We start from the raw sequence: 15,858 nt of genomic DNA on the forward strand, positions 1-15,858 counted from the left end.
CTCGCGAGGTTGAGAGCGCGGTCCGAGGACTTCGCCCGCTCCCTCTAATACCAGTTGTTGGCCTGCCAGAAGGACCAGGCGCCGCACGGGCCGCCGTAACGGTTCTCCATGTAGCTGAGCCCCCACTTGATCTGGGTGGCCGGGTTGGTCTGCCAGTCGGCGCCGGCGGACGACATCTTGTGGCCCGGGAGCGCCTGCATCAGGCCGTACGCCCCGGAGGAGGGGTTGGTCGCACGGTAGTTCCAGGTCGACTCGTGGTTCACGATGTTGCTGAAGCACTGGAACTGGTCCGCCGGGACCATCTGACGGGCCATCGCCTTGACGTCGGCCACGCTGTAGGAACCCTGCGCGGAGAAGGAGGCGGCGTCGCGGACGGACGAACGGCTGGCGCGCTCGGCGGCTTCCTTCTTCGCCTTCGCCGCCTTGCGCTCGGCCTCGGCCCGGTCCTCGGCCGCCTGCTTCTTGGACTTGGCGTCCTTGGCGGCCTGGAGGCGGGCGGACTCCTCGGCCGACTTCTTCGCGGCGGCGTCGGCGGCGGATGCCTGGGCATCGGCCTGCTGCGTCAGCGAAGCGGTCTGGACCTGGGCCTGCTGGCCCGCGGGGATGTCTGCGAGCAGCGTGGTGTCGGCTGCGGCCGCCTCGAAGTTGTTGTTGTCGTCGGCGGCAGGTGCGCCGCCCGCGGCAACGCCTACGACGGCGCCTACGGTGGTGACCGCGGTGGCAGATGCCACGGCGAACCCCCGGACCGAGATCCGGCTCACATGGTGTCCTTCCAGCATCGCCCGCTTAGGTGACCTCGCGGGCGCAATCGTGCCCCCGGCACTGGCCTCCCTACTGCGTGGGTCACGGGAGGCACGGGCCCGTTGGGCAACCCCGGTGAAGAGGCTGCCGCGTGGTGCTCGCGGGCGGCATACGGGCGTCTCGTGTTGAGTTGTGTGATGCGTGGCGCCTCTGGAGGTGCCCAAGTGCCGTATGCGGGGCCTGACGGAAGCAAGACTCTGCCGGACCGGGACACCGGGAGGCAATTCTGTGCCACGTGGGAAAGGTCACACCTCGTTTGGCCCTACGGCTTTCCGGAAATGACGGCACAGCACGATGCCGCCCGGCTAAGCTCCTTGGCTCGCCGGACGGCATCACAGGCACGAACGCGTCAGATCTGGCCTTCCTCCAGCATTTCGGTCACCAGCGCGGCGATCCGTGAACGCTCCGACCGCGTGAGCGTGACGTGGGCGAACAGCGGGTGGCCCTTCAGTTTCTCGACGACGGCGACGACTCCGTCGTACCGGCCGACCCGGAGGTTGTCCCGCTGGGCGACGTCATGGGTGAGCACGACACGCGAATTCGCCCCGATACGGGACAACACGGTCAGCAGGACGTTCCGTTCGAGGGACTGCGCCTCGTCCACGATCACGAAGGCGTCGTGCAGCGAGCGGCCGCGGATGTGGGTGAGCGGCAGGACCTCCAGCATCCCGCGCCCGAGGACCTCCTCGATGACCTCGCGCCCGGCGACCGCCGAGAGCGTGTCGAAGACCGCCTGCGCCCAGGGGCTCATCTTCTCGGCCTCGCTGCCGGGGAGATAGCCGAGCTCCTGCCCGCCCACCGCGTACAGGGGGCGGAAGACCATCACCTTCTTGTGCTGACGGCGCTCCAGCACCGCCTCCAGGCCCGCGCAGAGGGCCAGCGCCGACTTGCCGGTGCCCGCGCGTCCGCCCAGCGACACGATGCCGACGTCGGCGTCGAGGAGGAGGTCGAGGGCGATCCGCTGCTCGGCGCTGCGCCCGTGGATGCCGAAAGCCTCCCGGTCGCCCCGCACGAGCCGCACGTTGCCCTCGGCCGTCATCCGGCCGAGGGCCTTGCCGCGCTCGGACTGGAGGACCAGGCCGGTGTGCACGGGGAGGTCGGCGGCCTCGGGGACGTACAGCGTCTCCTCGCTGAACAGCAGGTCGACCTGCTCCCCCGAGAGGGGCAGTTCGCTCATGCCCGTCCAGCCGGAGTCCGTGATGGCCAGCTCCGCGCGGTACTCCTCGGCGAGAAGCCCCACGGAGGACGCCTTGATGCGGAGCGGCAGGTCCTTGGATACGACGGTGACGTCGTACCCCTCGGCCTGGAGGTTGCGTGCGACCGCGAGAATCCGTGAGTCGTTGTCCCCCAACCGGTAGCCGGCGGGCAGGACGCCGGGATCGGAGTGGTTGAGTTCGACACGGAGCGTCCCGCCCAGATCCCCGAGGGGGATCGGGGCGTCCAGCCGGCCGTACCGGACCCGGAAGTCGTCCAGCAGGCGCAGGGCCTGCCGGGCGAAGTACCCGAGCTCGGGATGGTGCCGCTTGGCCTCCAGTTCCGTGACCACCACGATCGGCAGCACGACTTCGTGCTCGTCGAAGCGGGCCATGGCGCCTGGGTCGGCCAGCAGGACGCTGGTGTCGAGAACGTAGGTGCGCCGGTCGAGCATGCGGCGCTTGCTGCTGGTCACCACGGAAGGACGTACCCCCTCGGACGAGGACGGGGAGTGCGACGGACGGTCGCGGAACTCCCCGAAGGGAGAGGACGGACCGGGATCGGGCCCCTGTGCGCGGGCCGGACCACGGCCACCGCGTCGGCCGCAGACTGTCTACGGTCCTTCGTGCGCAAAGGGCCTCCCGGGCGAGCGGGCTGGGTGCCGCTCACTTGGATGCGACATCCGCCTGGTTGGTGACCGGATGTCGACCTGACAGGGGTATTCCCTCTATCGCGGGAAGCCATGCCGCCGCATATGACACGGTGTGGAGAAGTCCCGGTGGACGCGCGATGACCCCGCTGTATACGCGCATGGCTCCCCTATATAGGGGAGCCGGGGAGACGCGTGGGCGACAGGAGCGGAACGGGCCCTCGCTCAGGCCCCGTAGCGGCGGTGGCGGGCGGCGTAGTCGCGCAGCGCCCGGAGGAAGTCGACCTTGCGGAAGGCCGGCCAGAAGACCTCGCAGAAGTAGTACTCCGAGTGGGCGCTCTGCCAGAGCATGAAGCCCGACAGCCGCTGCTCGCCGCTCGTCCGGATCACCAGGTCGGGGTCGGGCTGGCCCCGGGTGTAGAGGTGCTCGGAGATCAGGTCGGTGGAGACGACCTCGGCCAGCTCCTCGAAGGTCGTGCCCTTCTCCGCGTGCTCCAGGAGCAGGGAGCGCACCGCGTCCGCGATCTCCTGGCGGCCGCCGTATCCGACCGCGACGTTCACGATTATTCCGTCGGTGCCGTGCGTGGACTCCTCGGCCTCCTTGAGCACCGTCTGCGTCTCCGGCGGAAGCAGGTCCAGCGTGCCGACGTGGTGGACGCGCCAGCGTCCGTCCGCGGCGAGGTTGCGCACGGTGTTCTCGATGATGCCGAGCAGCGGCTTCAGCTCGTGCTCGGGCCGGTCGAAGTTGTCCGTGGACAGCATCCAGAGGGTGACGACCTCGACCTCGGTCTCGCTGCACCAGCCGAGCAGCTCGGAGATCTTGTCCGCACCGGCCTGGTGGCCCTGCACGGCCGATCCACCGGACGCCTTGGCCCACCGCCGGTTGCCGTCGAGGATGACCCCGATGTGCTTGGGCACCTGGTCGTGGTCCAGGCGGCCCCCCACCCGGCGCGCGTAGAGCCTGTACACCAGGTCGCGGAAGTTCACTGCGTTCACCCTCTCGGTTCCGTACGGGCCAGGGGCCCGCCCTCCCCGTCGCCGGGGGTCCGGGGGCCGTCCCCCGCAGGGGATCGCTGCACGGCCATCACCGCCGCACGATCCCTCGGCGGTCCGCGCCCCTACCACTGGCACGGGCCACGCGGGCCTTCGCCGCGCCGCACATCGGCATTCCCCGAAGCCGCCACATTACTGCGGCCGGGGCACGGGGGCCCAACCCGGTCTGTCACAACTCCGTGATAAGGAATGAAACGTGACTGATTACCTCTCCCCCGACCTGCGCTACCGCGCCGCCGGTTCGCGCTACGACTCCATGGAGTACCGCCGGACCGGGCGCAGCGGCCTCAAGCTTCCGGCCCTCTCGCTGGGCCTGTGGCACAACTTCGGCGACGATCGGGCCCTGGACTCCCAGCGGGCGATCCTGCGCCGCGCCTTCGATCTCGGCGTCACCCACTTCGACCTGGCCAACAACTACGGCCCGCCGCCCGGCTCCGCCGAGCTGAACTTCGGCAAGCTTTTCGCCCAGGATTTCACCCCATACCGTGACGAATTGGTCATTTCGACCAAGGCCGGTTATCTGATGCACCCCGGCCCGTACGGCGAGTGGGGCTCCCGGAAATACCTGCTGTCCTCGCTCGACGCCTCCCTGAAGCGGATGGGCCTCGACTACGTCGACGTCTTCTACTCGCACCGCTTCGACCCGCACACCCCGCTGGAGGAGACGATGGGCGCCCTGGCGTCCGCCGTCCAGCAGGGCAAGGCGCTGTACGTGGGCGTCTCCTCGTACAACGCGGAGCAGACTGCCGAGGCGGCCGGGCTGCTCAAGGAGATGGGCGTGCCGGCGCTGATCCACCAGCCGTCCTACTCCATGATCAACCGCTGGATCGAGGACGACGGGCTGCTCGACACCCTGGAGGCGGCCGGAATGGGCTGCATCTCCTTCGTACCGCTCGCACAGGGCCTGCTCACGAACAAGTACCTGAACGGCATCCCGGAGGGATCGCGCGCCACCCAGGGCAAGTCCCTCGACCCGGGTCTGCTCTCTGACGAGGTGGTCCGCCGGCTCAACGGGCTCAACGACATCGCGCGGGGCCGCGGCCAGTCGCTGGCCCAGCTCGCCATCGCGTGGGTGCTGCGCGACAGCCGGATGACCTCGGCGCTGATCGGCGCGTCGAGCGTGCGCCAGCTGGAGGAGAACGTGGCCGCTCTCGCGGGTCCGGAGCTGACCGCCGAGGAGCTGAGGGAGATCGACGCCTTCGCCGTGGACACGGCCGGCACCAACATCTGGGCCGGCCGCAGCTGACGCCGGCCCCGGCGGGGCGGGGCCGCCGACGGCCGGTGCGGAGTGCGGAGTGCGGGGGTGTTCGCGCCGGCCCGTGCGCGTTCGTGCCGGCGCACAAAAAACGGGCCGGTCCGTGGGGGGGGGATACGGACCGGCCCGAGGGGGGGTTTCCACCATAACCCTTCGTAAGTGCTGCCGCGCGCCACGCCACGCCACCATGACTCTCCGGATTCGCCGGGCTCCCCTGCGCGTGCGGCTCACGCCCACCGAGAGGGCGCGCCGCACCCGGTCGCGCCCCCCGCCGGGCCCGGTGGCGTGCCTGACAGCGGGGCAGCACGGGTCCCACTATCGGCCCCGGTATCGAGGGGTCGCCGCGCGGCGCCGGCTTGACGCGGCCGGGCCGGGGGCCGCTGCCGCCCCGCCCCCGGGCGCGCTCGCGGGCGGGCCTTGGCCTGCACGTGGGGCATGCCCGGGCTCGGCCGCCGGTCCCACCGCCGCCCTGCGCCCACGCTCGGGCCGGGCCCACCGCCGCCCTGCGCCCACGGGCGGGCCGGGCCTACGGGCGGGCCGGGCCTACGGGCGGGGGTCAGGGGCGGAAGCCGAGGCGGTGGGAGCCGGTGGAAGCGGGGGCTGGTAGTGGTGGGAGCGGGGGCTGGCGTGGTGGGAGTGGGGCGGTGGGAGCAGGGGCTGGAGCGGGAGCGGGAGCGGGAGCGAAGCCGATCGCCATCGTGTCTCCGGCGACCACCACGAAGTCGCCTTCCTCGCACCGGATGACCGCTTCGAGCACCTCCCCGTCGGCGTCCCTGAGCTCCTGGGTGCCCACGACCGTCCACGCTCCATCGGACGGCGCCGGGGGCAGGAGGGCGGGCGGGGCGTGCTGCCACCGGCTCGCCGGTACGCACCAGTCGGGCAGCCGGGGCCATGCGCCGGGGGTGACGCGGAGCGTCCGGTCGGAGGCGCAGGTCAGCAGGACGGACTGGTCCTCGGCGAGGACGAACTCGACGGCCTCCGGCTCGCCGGCCCGGCCCTCGGGCCGGTAGTAGACCCCGAGGACGGCGGTGATCCTGGCACCCGCGAGCCAGTCGGCGTTGCCGGGCCGCGCGCGCCCGGGAGTCCCCGCACCGTCTTCCCTCTCCACGGTCATGACCGCGCCCACCTCTTCACCGTGTGTGCGTCCCGACGAGTAGGACGGCCGCCCGCCCGATCCCGTTGCCTGGGGGGCGCCGCTGAACTGGCGTACGGACCAGGCAAGTTGACCGCGAGCCGGGGCCCGGCCGCCGTCACCGGGGCTTGCGGGCCTCGACGAGGAAGCGGGCGGTGCTGGCGAGGAACGGCCCCTCCGCCTCGATCTGCCGGTGGAGAGCGGCCAGTTGGGGCCGGTACCGCTCCACGGTGAATCCGGGCACCATCCAGATCACCTTGCGCAGGAAGTAGACCACCGCGCCGATGTCGCGGAACTCGGTGCGCAGGGTTTCGGACCGCAGGTCCACCACCTCCAGCCCGGCCGCCGTCGCGGCGGCCCGCGCGTCCTCGGGGTGCCGGCTTCGGCGGACCTCGGGCGGCTGGGGGCCGAGGAAGTACTCGACGAGTTCGAAGACGCTGGCCGGGCCGACCTGCTGGGAGAAGTACGTGCCTCCGGGGGTCAGGACGCGCGCGATCTCCTCCCACCACGTGGTGACCGGATGGCGGCTGACCACGAGGTCGAAGGCTTCGTCGCCGAAGGGCAGGGGCGGTTCGTCCTCGTCGGCGACGACGACCGCCCCGAGCGGGTGCAGCAGGGCGGTGGCGCGGGCGATGTTGGGCGGCCACGCCTCGGTGGCCACGGTGACCGGCGGGAGCTTCGGCGCAGCGGCCAGCACCTCGCCGCCCCCGGTCTGGAGGTCGAGCGCGGCGTGGGCCCGACCGAGCCGGTCGGCCATCGCGCGGGCGTACCCCCAGGAGGGACGCTCCTCGGTGGCCCGGCCGTCGAGCCAGGAGAAGTCCCAGCCGTCCACGGAAACGGCGTCGGCCTCGGCTACGAGGGCCTCGAACCGGTCGCGGGAGGCCGCGGAGTCGAAGGGCGGGGGGACGGGAGCGGGTGGTTCGGGCATACGGGAATCGTGTCAGGCGGACCCGGAGCACGCGAACGGATTGTGCGCCCGGGGCGTGCGGGGGTCCCCGGGGGGGGCGGGAGTCCCGGGGGCCAGGGGCGGCGGCGCGCGGGGCGGTGTGTGGGCCGGGGGGGGCGCGGTGTGCGGGAGCGGGTCGGGGCGTGCGGAGGCCCGGGCGGCGGCGCGTGGAAGCCCGGCGGGCCGGAGCGCGTGGAGCGCGCCCCGCACGCCGCCCCTCCTCACACGGCCAGCGCCCCCAGCAGCAGGCCGGTCAACGCCCCGGCGATCATGAACGGTCCGAACGGGATGCCGGTCCTGCGCCCCGCCCGGCGCAGGAGCACCAGGCCCAGTCCGTACGCCGCCCCGAACAGGAACCCGGCGAAGCCGCCCAGGAACAGCACGGGCCAGCCGTACCAGCCGAGGGCGACGCCCAGGGCCACGGCGAGCTTCACGTCACCGAAGCCCATGCCGTTCGGGTTGAGCAGGAAGAGCAGGAGGTAGAAGCCGCCGAGGGCCAGGCCGCCCAGCAGGCCGGAGGTCCAGGATCCGGCGTGCCCGGGAAGCAGCGCGGCACCGCCGAGCAGCAGGACGGCCGCGACCGCCAGGGGCAGGGTCAGCGGGTCGGGCAGCCGGTGGACGCGCCGGTCGACCACGGCGAGGAGCACGGCGACGGGGGCCAGCGCCAGCCATCCGACGAGCTCGGGCCTGGCCCCGGTGGCGGCGGCGAGCGCGACACAGGCGGCCGCGGTGACCAGGGGGGCGAGGACGCCGGGGGCGTAGGCGGACGTGCCGGGGGCGGGGGCGGGGGCCACGGGGCTCTCGCCGGTACCGGCTCGGGCCTCGGGTCCGGCACCCGGGCGGCCGGCGGCGGTGTCGCCTCCCGTGTCGCCTCCGGTATCGCCTCCGGTGTCGCCGAGCGCTCCCGGTGCGGTTCGGTCCCCCGGGGCCCCTGGGACGTCCGGGGCCGCCGGGGCGGCGCAGGGCGCGCACCGGGCCGGGCCGAGCCAGCCGTGGGCCGGGCCGGTGAGCGGGTGGCCCGCAGGGCACGCCGTGCGCCAGGGCTCCTCCGGCTCGACGGAGAACCGGTAGGCGGCGCGGGGGATCAGCAGTCCGGAGACGGCACCCCAGACAGCGGCGAGGGCGAGCAGCGCGGCGTCCACCCGACGACCCTAACGGGCGGCGGGGACAGGCGGCTTGGGCCCCGGGGCATGCCCGGCGGATCAGGGCCGGATAGGCCGCGGCGTCCGGTGCGGTGCGTCGCAAGGCGCGGGAACGTCCTCATCGCGGAGCGATTCGGGCGTTTCGGCAACGCCGCGAGGTGCCGTGCCAGACGCCGCGGACCCGGTCAAGCTCCGCCGGACACGCCCTAAGAGGTCGTCTCAACTGGATTGATCATTAGGCTCACTCACGTGATGGCTATGGTCGAGCGTCTGGTTCCGGACGGGTTGTGGGAGTCGTTCCAGCGGGTGGTCCCGGCTCCTCCGGTGCGTCCGCAGGGCGGCGGGCGACGTCGGTATGGGGATCGGCAAGTACTTGCGGCCATCGTGTTCGTAGCCACCACAGGCTGTACGTGGCGGCAGCTGCCGCTGATCTTCGGCCCGTCGGGGCCTACCGCGCACCGGAGGTTCACCGAATGGAGCCGGGCCCGGGTGTGGGGCAAGCTCCACCGCCTGGTCCTGGACGAGCTCGGTGCCCGCGGCGAGTTGGACTGGTCCCGGTGCGCGATCGACTCGGTGAACATGCGGGCCCTGAAAGGGGGGACTTACGGGTCCGAATCCCGTAGATCGCGGCAAGAAAGGATCAAAGATCCACTTGATCACCGAGCGGACCGGTCTGCCCATCTCGATCGGGATCTCCGCCGCGAACATGCACGACAGCCAGGGCCTGGAACCCCTCGTGCGCGGCATCCCGCCTATCCGCTCGCGCCGCGGACCACGTCGGCGCCGCCCCGCCAAGCTGCATGCCGACAAGGGGTACGACTACGACCATCTGCGCCGGTGGCTGCGCTCGCGGCACATCACACCGCGCATCGCCCGCAAGGGCATCGAATCCTCCCAGCGACTGGGACGTCACCGCTGGACCGTGGAACGCACGGTGGCATGGCTGGCCGGGTGCCGCCGCCTGCATCGCCGCTACGAGCGCAAGGCCGCACACTTCCTGGCCTTCGCCGGCATCGCCGCCACCCTGATCTGCTACCGCAGGCTGGCGGCCTGAGCAGGACGGTGCCAGGGCTGCGATGATCCAAGGCGTAATCGGATGACCCACCCGGGCCTCGGCCCGCCGCTTCGTGCCGAGACCTGTGCGTACACCATCGAGGTAGCCCATGACTGACTATCTGGACGCCGTCATGGCGATGCTCGGAGAGACCCAGAACCGCTATGCCGACCCATCGGCGTGGGACCGGCTCCACGCACAACTCGGCGTACAACTGCCCTCCGACTACCGGGCCCTTGTGGACGCATACGCTCCCATCGAACTCAACGGCCACCTGTATCTCTCCCACCCGGCGACCGAGCGGTGGAACCTGGGCCACTGGATACGCGACACGGTCCGGGCATGGTCCGAGGTGCCCTGGGACGACCTCGACGCGGACGAGGACCCTCGCCTGCTGTTCGGACTCAGGGAGCTGAGCTTCGGCACCCGCGAGGGTCTGTGGCCGATCGCGAGCACCGACCGAGGAGAGACAATCTTCCTCGCCGCTGGGGCTGACACCCCATGGCTCCTCGTCGAGGACGGAGAAGGCGGCTGGTCACAGCACCACATGAGCTTCACCGAATGGCTCTACCGCTACCTCGTCGGCGAGAACATGGCCGGCCCCCACAGCTCCGCCTTCTACCCCGATCCGGTCCAACTGCGCAGACTCCCGATGACCGCCGCCGAACGTCCAGAGCCATGGCATGGCCCGGACCGCAGCATGTAACCCCGTCTCACCACGGCAACCGGATCACCCCCCCCCCGGCTCGGAAAGTCAGCCAATCGAGACGATCTCTAAGGCCCGGGCGGGGTCGTTCACGGTCCGTCCGCGTCCGCCGGGGGCGGGCGGGGCCGTTCACGGTCCGTCCGCGTCCGCCGGGGGCTACGGTCGGTGCCCATGAGGACATGGCGTGATGGCGACGGGACGCTCACGATCGGCACCGACTCCGGGGCGCGGGAGGTGCCGCTGCGGATAGCGGCCTCGTACCGGGCGCGTACCCGGGGGCTGCTCGGGCGGGACGGTATCGAGGGGGCGTTGATGCTCACCCCGTGCGGGAGTGTGCACACCTTCCGGATGCGGTTCCCCATCGATGTGGCCTACCTGGACCGGAAGTTCACGGTCCTGGCCGTCCGCACCATGCGACCCGGCCGCCTCGGGCTGCCCCGGCCGCGAGCCCGGCACGTGCTGGAGGCGGAGGCCGGGGCGATGGAGCGGTGGGGGGTGCGGCCCGGCGTACGGGTGGAGCCGAGGGCGGCGGTCCCCGCGTCGGGGACGTAGTCGGGCAGCGTTTTCGGCGCGCACGGAACGGGGGGTAGCGGGCCCGGAGCGTGGTGCGGCTCCAGCCGGCCCGCACGGCATTCGCGCGGCTACGGCGGGCCCGCGCCCAGGAGGGTCCAGGCTCCGTAACCGGCCGACGCGCAGGCGAGGACGGCGAGCACGGCGGCGGTGCGCCCCGTGGTGCGCGGCCGCAGCAGGGCGACGGCGGGCGGAAGCAGCAGCGGGAAGGCGGGCATCATCAGGCGCGGCCGGGAGCCGAAGTACCCGGCTCCGATCAGCGAGATGACGACGATCGTGAGGGCGTAGACGAGGACCGGGAGCGGCTGCCGCTGCCGTACGCAGAGCACCACCAGCCACCCCAGCAGGCCCAGCGCCGCGCACAGTCCGAGGGCGGCGGGCCACGGGAGCCCGGCGATGAAGGCGGCGAGCGCGCGTCCGCCGTCGATGTCGTTGCCCCACTGCGCCTGGACGTCGAAGTAGGCGAACGGGCTCCCCTCGCGTACGGCCACGAACACCACGTACGCCAGCCAGCCCAGCGGCGCGAGCGCCACGCCCGCGATCATCCGGGCGTTGCGGCGCAGGACCGGGCCGGCGCGGCGCTCGTCGCGGTACTCCCATACGAGGGTGACGGCGGCGGTGATCGCCAGGGCGGCGATGAGCGCCGCCGCCGTGGGCCGGGTGAGTCCCGCCAGGACGCACAGCGCGCCCGCGACGATCCAGCGGCCGGTGAGGACGGCGTACAGCGCCCAGGCCGCCAGGGCGGTGAACAGAGTCTCCGTGTACGCCATCGACTGGACGAACGCCGTCGGGTAGACGCCCCAGAGCGCGGCCAGCACCACGCCCGTACGCCGTCCGCGCAGCCGGGAGCCGACGGCGAAGATGCCCCAGGCGGCGAGCAGCCCGGCCGTCCAGGCGACCAGGAGTCCGGCGCCGCCGAGGGTGAGCGGGGTCACCTCCCGGAGGCCGCGCTCCAGGGCCGGGAGCAGAGGGAAGAACGCCAGGTCGGAGTGGACGGAGCCGTCCGGGAGGGTGACGGTGTAGCGGTAGCCGTTCTCGGCGATGCGCTGGTACCAGACGGAGTCCCAGCGTCCGCTGAGCGGCCCCAGGGGGTCCTTCCCGGCGGCCGACGCGGCCACCCAGAAGACCAGGAGCCCCAGGCCCCGCACGGCGGCGTAGACCGCGAGCGCGGGCGCGGCGGCCCGGAACGCGGCGGCGCACCGTGACCCGGGAGTGCGGGGGCCCGGGGCCGGACCGGTGTGCGTCCGGGTGCGGAGCTGGTGATCGGACATACGGCCGATTATGACCTTGGCGCCGGGCTCCCCCCTATCCGGGGAGGAGAGCCGGTCCCCTCTGGGCCCGGGCGTCCCGGCCGGGGCTGCGTTCCCGGGCGGTCGCAGCGTAGGAGCCCGGGCGGCCGGGGCGTCGGCGTACCTGCGACCGGGGCGGCGGCCTATCGGCGGCCGGGGCGGCGGCGTACCTGTGGCCGGGCCCCGGTGTCGGTGTCCGGGCGGCCGGGGTCTCGATCTCCGGGTGGCCGGGCCTCGATGTCCGGGTGGCCGGGCCTCCGCTCAGACGCCGAGCACCTCGTTCCCGAACGCCTTCCACGGTGACATCTCCACCGCGTCCATGACCGCCAGCTGCGGATGCCGGGCCGCTGTCTCGTTCCGTACGGCGACGGTGTCCGGCCAGGCGTCGAGGTGCGCGGCGCCCTCGATGACGACACCGTCCCAGTCGGTGGCGGCCGTCGCGCCGCTCCGGTCGACGACGAAGCCGATGCACAGCACGGAGGCGCGTCCGACGGTCCGCCGGATGGCGCACACCGCACGCTCCCGCTCCGGCTCGGGCAGCTCCCCGACGGAGAACTCGACGGCGACGACGCCGTCCCGGGCCCGCCGCATGCGCACCAGCAGGTCGAGGCCCCCTTCGGTCCACAACACGAAGCCGACCTCGCGCAGCCGCTGGAGACCGGCGATGGACAGCAACTGCTCGCGAGTGACGGGCGAACGGGACCCCAGCGACGCGGAGTCGAGGCTGACGAGCACCGTGCGGCCGGTCACCGGATGCGCCGGGCGGAGTCCTTCGGCCTCCAGATCGCCCAGCAGTGTCCGGGCGTCCACCCGGGTCCAGCCCAGGTGGTACGAGTAGAAGAATCCGGCATCCATCGACGCCCCACCCCCATCGTGGTTCTTCCGGCGTCGTGGTCGGCGACACCCGGCACAGCCGAGCGTACTGAGCGGCGGCCGGGGCCGCGTGGGCCCACGGGCCCATGGCCGGCCCCAAGCGGAACGGTCGCCGCGTACCGCGAGTCCTCCCGCGCCCTGTACCTGCTCGCCGCCCTGGCCGTAATGCTGTCCGTACTTCTGTCCGTACCGCTGTACGGCCTCCTGTACGACCTGCCGCCGGTCCGCTGGTACGGCTTCGCCGACGCCGGGAGGGCGTCGGGGGATCGAAGGCGTCCTCATGCCCGCCGCCTCACTGGCGGCGAGTGCCTCCGGGCAGAAAGGGAGTCCCGTTCGTGGTGCGCCCGAACGCGATGAAGGGCACGGTCGACGCGGCGAACTCCTACCCTTACGCATTCGTGGAGCCGAGCACCGTCAAGTGAGGCATATGCAGACCCAGTTACGGCGTTGTCGCCTCTGCCCTCCTTCCATCACCGTCCCCCGGGAGACTCCTCCATGGCAGAGCTGAAGATCGACGCCGTCGTATTCGACGTGCTCGGCACCCTCGTCGACGAGCCCGCCGGACTCCGTACCGGCATCCGCGCCCTCGCCCCCTCCCCCGACGGCCCCGGGACCGAGCGGCTTCTGCTGCTGTGGCAGCAGCACATCGAGCGGGAACAGCGCCGCGTCCTCGACGGCGACCGGCCCTATCTCCCCAGCGACGCCCTCGACCGGGAGGCCGCCCGGCTCGTCGCGGAGGCCGCCGGGGCCGACGCGGCGGCTGTGGTGGAGGCGCTCGCCCGGTCGGCCCGCCGCCTCCCGCCGTGGCCCGACACCGTGGCGGGGCTCGCCCGGCTCGCCGCGCGCTTCCCGCTCATCGGCCTCTCCAACGCGAGCCGGACGGCCCTGCTGGAACTGAACGCCCACGCCGGACTGCGCTGGCACCAGGCGCTGTCCGCCGAGGACGCCCGCACCTACAAACCGGACCCGGCGGTCTACCGCCTGGCGGTCACCGTCGCGGGACGGCCGGCGGATCGCCTGTTGATGGTCGCCGCCCACGCCTGGGATCTGCGAGGTGCGCAGGCGCTGGGCCTGCGCACGGCCTACGTGGCCCGCCCGGTCGGCGACCCGCCCACGTCCTCGGACCGGTTCGATCTGTACGCGGAGGACCTGGCGGATCTGGCCGGGCAGCTCGGGGTGTCGTAGGGGGGCCTGGAGGGCGCCCGGCCCGTCAGGGTCAGGCCAGCCCGAGTCCCCGCCCCCGCCGAGGTGCAGGGCTTCTCAGGTCAGCGGGCAACTGAGGGGGAGGACGCGTTCGGTCAGCCGGCCGGTGAGGAGGGTGTCGGTGACGGCCGCCTCCGCCAGCCAGTCCGCCGCGGCCAGCCGGTCCACCAGCTCCGGCAGGTCGCCGGGGGCGACGTCGCACCAGGAGGAGAGGACATCCAGGCCGATGCCCTGCCCCTGGTGCCCCAGCTGCCCGTCGGCGTCGACCCCGGTGGCCAGGGCCAACGCGAGCAACCGCACCTCGGCCGCGGTCTTGGCCTTGCGGAGCTTCTTCTCCCCGACGACCCGCTGCGCCCAACCGCTGAGCTTGGGGCGCATCTTCCTGCCGAACGTGAAGGGACCCGGGTCGCCCTCGTCGGGCGTCAGCGACGGCACGCTGATCCGGGTGGGGCACTCCGGGCGGGAGGCGATCAGTTCCTCGACGGTCCCGGCGATACCCAGCCAGCCGCACTCCAGCAGCTGCCCCACCAGGTGCTCGGCATCGCTCAGGGGCAGCCCCTTGAGGTCCTGGCCGACGAGGTTGCCGATACCGGAATGCGCGGTGCGCAGCGTCAGCATCACCACCAGCAGGCGTGCGTCCGGGCCCGGCAGGGGAGCGTGGTCGGCCACATGGGTGAGGACCGCCCGCGCGTGGTCCCACTGCGCGGGTGCGGTCAACAGCCGTGCGACAGCCGGTTCCTGGCCGTCCGGAGCCTCACCGATGCGATGCAGATGCTGGAGCCGCACGGTCTCGGCGGCTTGTTCGGCGCGCTGTGCGTCCAGGCGCAGTTCCGTGTCGGCCGTGACGTCGGCCCAGGCGGCGAAGGCTTTCGCCTTGCGGGCGTGGAGGTCGGCGAGCACCTCGAGGTCGGGCTCCGCGCGCTGCTGGTAGGCGCGGAAGAGTTCACCGAGTTCGGCGAGTTCGTCGCGCAGGGCGACCGGCCGCAGGTCGTGCGGGACGAAGCGTTGCGCGATCCTCCCTCGTCGGCCACGGCGCTGCCGCGTCGGCCTCGCGGGCCGGGACGACGGCACCTGGTGCGGGACGGCGGCCTCGGGGGCGCTGTGCGAGAAGTGCGGGCCGACGGCCGACACGGCGGCCGGCCCGGTTGACGCGGGGGCGGCGGCGGCCCGGGAGCTGCCGACCGGAGCCGGCCCGTCCTGGACCGGGGCGGTGGCGACGATCTTCGCGGTGGGGTGGGCGGCCGCACAGCGTGAGCAGCACTCCATGACCCGCCACCAACGCCCTTCCCGGTCCGTGACCACGGCCAGGACGACCGCGCCCCCGCACCGCCAGGGCGCGGGGCGCTCACGCGGACCGGCGGGGCGGATGTGGGTGTGGCATTCCTCGGCGCGGCACGCGCAGTACACCGACGCGCGGGGGGCCGGCCCCGCGCGCAGGTGGGCCTTGAGATGCTCGACCGCGGCCGTGCGGCCGACGGCCGCGGAGGGAAGCACCTGCGCGGGGCAGGCCGGGCGGCTGCATGAGACGCGTACGTCCGCACGGCTGCGGCCGACGGGGTCCAGCCGCACCGTCCATGTACGCCCCGTCACCCGTTCGTTCGTCGCGTGGGCCTCCACACCCATCACACCCTCCTCGACGCTGTTCGTATGTGCACCCCGGCACCCCACCTGATGCATGTGTCAGCGGCGCACGGCGTGTCACAGTCTGCTGCGTCGGGCACTCCGGATTCCGGTCCACAACACCAACGACGGACCGCCGTTCGGGTGACGGGCCGAAGAACATATGGCCGGTTTCCTGCCATGGCAGGGGGGGGCCGCGACCCGTCCCCTCCCCGGCAACGTGACCATCGGCTGTCCGGGTCCGGAGCGCGCCGCCCCGTGCCGCCCCATGCCGCACGTCAGCGTGCCCGGCTGCTCGCCCCGGTCGGCGGCGGCGAAACTCCCCCGCCCCTGCCTCTTCGCCCGGCACGCCCGTGCCCGCCATCGCTCAG

At 72.9% G+C, this 15,858-nt stretch carries 13 protein-coding genes and 1 pseudogene; 5 read left to right on the top strand and 9 right to left on the bottom strand.

The genetic code is table 11. From position 1 onward, the window contains the following. Window positions 1–44: 44 nt before the first annotated feature. From ACIQMU_RS03420 to ACIQMU_RS03430, 3 genes are all read right to left on the bottom strand, one after another. Window positions 45–761 (bottom strand): transglycosylase SLT domain-containing protein, encoded by a 717-nt coding sequence (locus ACIQMU_RS03420; protein WP_352240482.1) that lies wholly within the window; start codon window positions 759–761, stop codon window positions 45–47. 389 nt (window positions 762–1,150) lie between these two features. Further along, window positions 1,151–2,473 (bottom strand): PhoH family protein, encoded by a 1,323-nt coding sequence (locus ACIQMU_RS03425; RefSeq protein WP_352240481.1) that lies wholly within the window; start codon window positions 2,471–2,473, stop codon window positions 1,151–1,153. 396 nt (window positions 2,474–2,869) lie between these two features. After that, window positions 2,870–3,631 carry an isoprenyl transferase gene (locus tag ACIQMU_RS03430; RefSeq protein ID WP_352240526.1) on the bottom strand — a complete coding sequence of 254 codons (762 nt, stop codon included), beginning with the start codon at window positions 3,629–3,631 and terminating at the stop codon, window positions 2,870–2,872. A 262-nt stretch (window positions 3,632–3,893) separates the two neighbouring features. Here ACIQMU_RS03430 and mgrA point away from each other — a divergent pair, with 262 nt between their 5' ends. Next, window positions 3,894–4,943: an L-glyceraldehyde 3-phosphate reductase gene (gene mgrA, locus ACIQMU_RS03435; protein ID WP_352240479.1), complete on the top strand. Its 1,050-nt coding sequence runs from the start codon at window positions 3,894–3,896 to the stop codon at window positions 4,941–4,943. Between the two features lie 679 nt (window positions 4,944–5,622). Here the strand turns inward: mgrA and ACIQMU_RS03440 are convergent. The 3 genes and pseudogenes from ACIQMU_RS03440 to ACIQMU_RS03450 all read right to left on the bottom strand — a co-directional run. Next, a pseudogene (locus tag ACIQMU_RS03440) lies at window positions 5,623–6,066 on the bottom strand (hypothetical protein); the annotation flags it as partial. A 136-nt stretch (window positions 6,067–6,202) separates the two neighbouring features. Then, the gene (locus ACIQMU_RS03445; protein ID WP_402688133.1) at window positions 6,203–7,012 is read right to left on the bottom strand and encodes a class I SAM-dependent methyltransferase; all 810 of its coding nucleotides are present in this window, start codon (window positions 7,010–7,012) and stop codon (window positions 6,203–6,205) included. A 239-nt stretch (window positions 7,013–7,251) separates the two neighbouring features. Beyond that, window positions 7,252–8,172 (bottom strand): prepilin peptidase, encoded by a 921-nt coding sequence (locus tag ACIQMU_RS03450; RefSeq protein WP_402688134.1) that lies wholly within the window; start codon window positions 8,170–8,172, stop codon window positions 7,252–7,254. A 258-nt stretch (window positions 8,173–8,430) separates the two neighbouring features. Here ACIQMU_RS03450 and ACIQMU_RS03455 point away from each other — a divergent pair. The 3 genes from ACIQMU_RS03455 to ACIQMU_RS03465 all read left to right on the top strand — a co-directional run bounded on the left by ACIQMU_RS03455 (window position 8,431) and on the right by ACIQMU_RS03465 (window position 10,484). Then, window positions 8,431–9,226, top strand: a protein-coding gene (locus ACIQMU_RS03455; RefSeq protein WP_402688135.1) for an IS5 family transposase whose coding sequence is annotated in 2 segments (ribosomal slippage) — window positions 8,431–8,768 and window positions 8,767–9,226 — 798 coding nt in all. Because the reading frame shifts where the segments join, the coding sequence is not laid out codon by codon here. A gap of 109 nt (window positions 9,227–9,335) precedes the next feature. Further along, the gene (locus tag ACIQMU_RS03460; RefSeq protein ID WP_352240476.1) at window positions 9,336–9,932 is read left to right on the top strand and encodes an SMI1/KNR4 family protein; all 597 of its coding nucleotides are present in this window, start codon (window positions 9,336–9,338) and stop codon (window positions 9,930–9,932) included. A 171-nt stretch (window positions 9,933–10,103) separates the two neighbouring features. Further along, window positions 10,104–10,484, top strand: coding sequence for a DUF192 domain-containing protein (locus ACIQMU_RS03465; protein WP_352240475.1), 381 nt, complete (start codon window positions 10,104–10,106; stop codon window positions 10,482–10,484). Between the two features lie 89 nt (window positions 10,485–10,573). On the opposite strand, the gene ACIQMU_RS03470 is transcribed toward ACIQMU_RS03465, so the two are convergent. Both ACIQMU_RS03470 and ACIQMU_RS03475 read right to left on the bottom strand, forming a co-directional pair. After that, on the bottom strand, window positions 10,574–11,773 hold the full coding sequence (locus ACIQMU_RS03470) for a hypothetical protein (RefSeq protein ID WP_402688136.1): 1,200 nt from the start codon (window positions 11,771–11,773) through the stop codon (window positions 10,574–10,576). 279 nt (window positions 11,774–12,052) lie between these two features. After that, entirely contained in the window at window positions 12,053–12,646 is a 594-nt protein-coding gene (locus tag ACIQMU_RS03475; protein WP_352240473.1) for a hypothetical protein, read from the bottom strand. Between the two features lie 513 nt (window positions 12,647–13,159). Here ACIQMU_RS03475 and ACIQMU_RS03480 point away from each other — a divergent pair. Beyond that, entirely contained in the window at window positions 13,160–13,849 is a 690-nt protein-coding gene (locus ACIQMU_RS03480) for a haloacid dehalogenase type II (protein ID WP_402688137.1), read from the top strand. A gap of 75 nt (window positions 13,850–13,924) precedes the next feature. Here ACIQMU_RS03480 and ACIQMU_RS03485 read toward each other — a convergent pair whose 3' ends face one another. Next, window positions 13,925–15,490, bottom strand: a complete 1,566-nt coding sequence (locus tag ACIQMU_RS03485; protein WP_402688138.1) for a hypothetical protein — start codon at window positions 15,488–15,490, stop codon at window positions 13,925–13,927. Between the last annotated feature and the right edge of the window lie 368 nt (window positions 15,491–15,858).

Origin of the sequence: Streptomyces sp. NPDC091649 (assembly GCF_044756785.1) — a bacterium.
Taxonomy (GTDB): Bacteria; Actinomycetota; Actinomycetes; order Streptomycetales; family Streptomycetaceae; genus Streptomyces.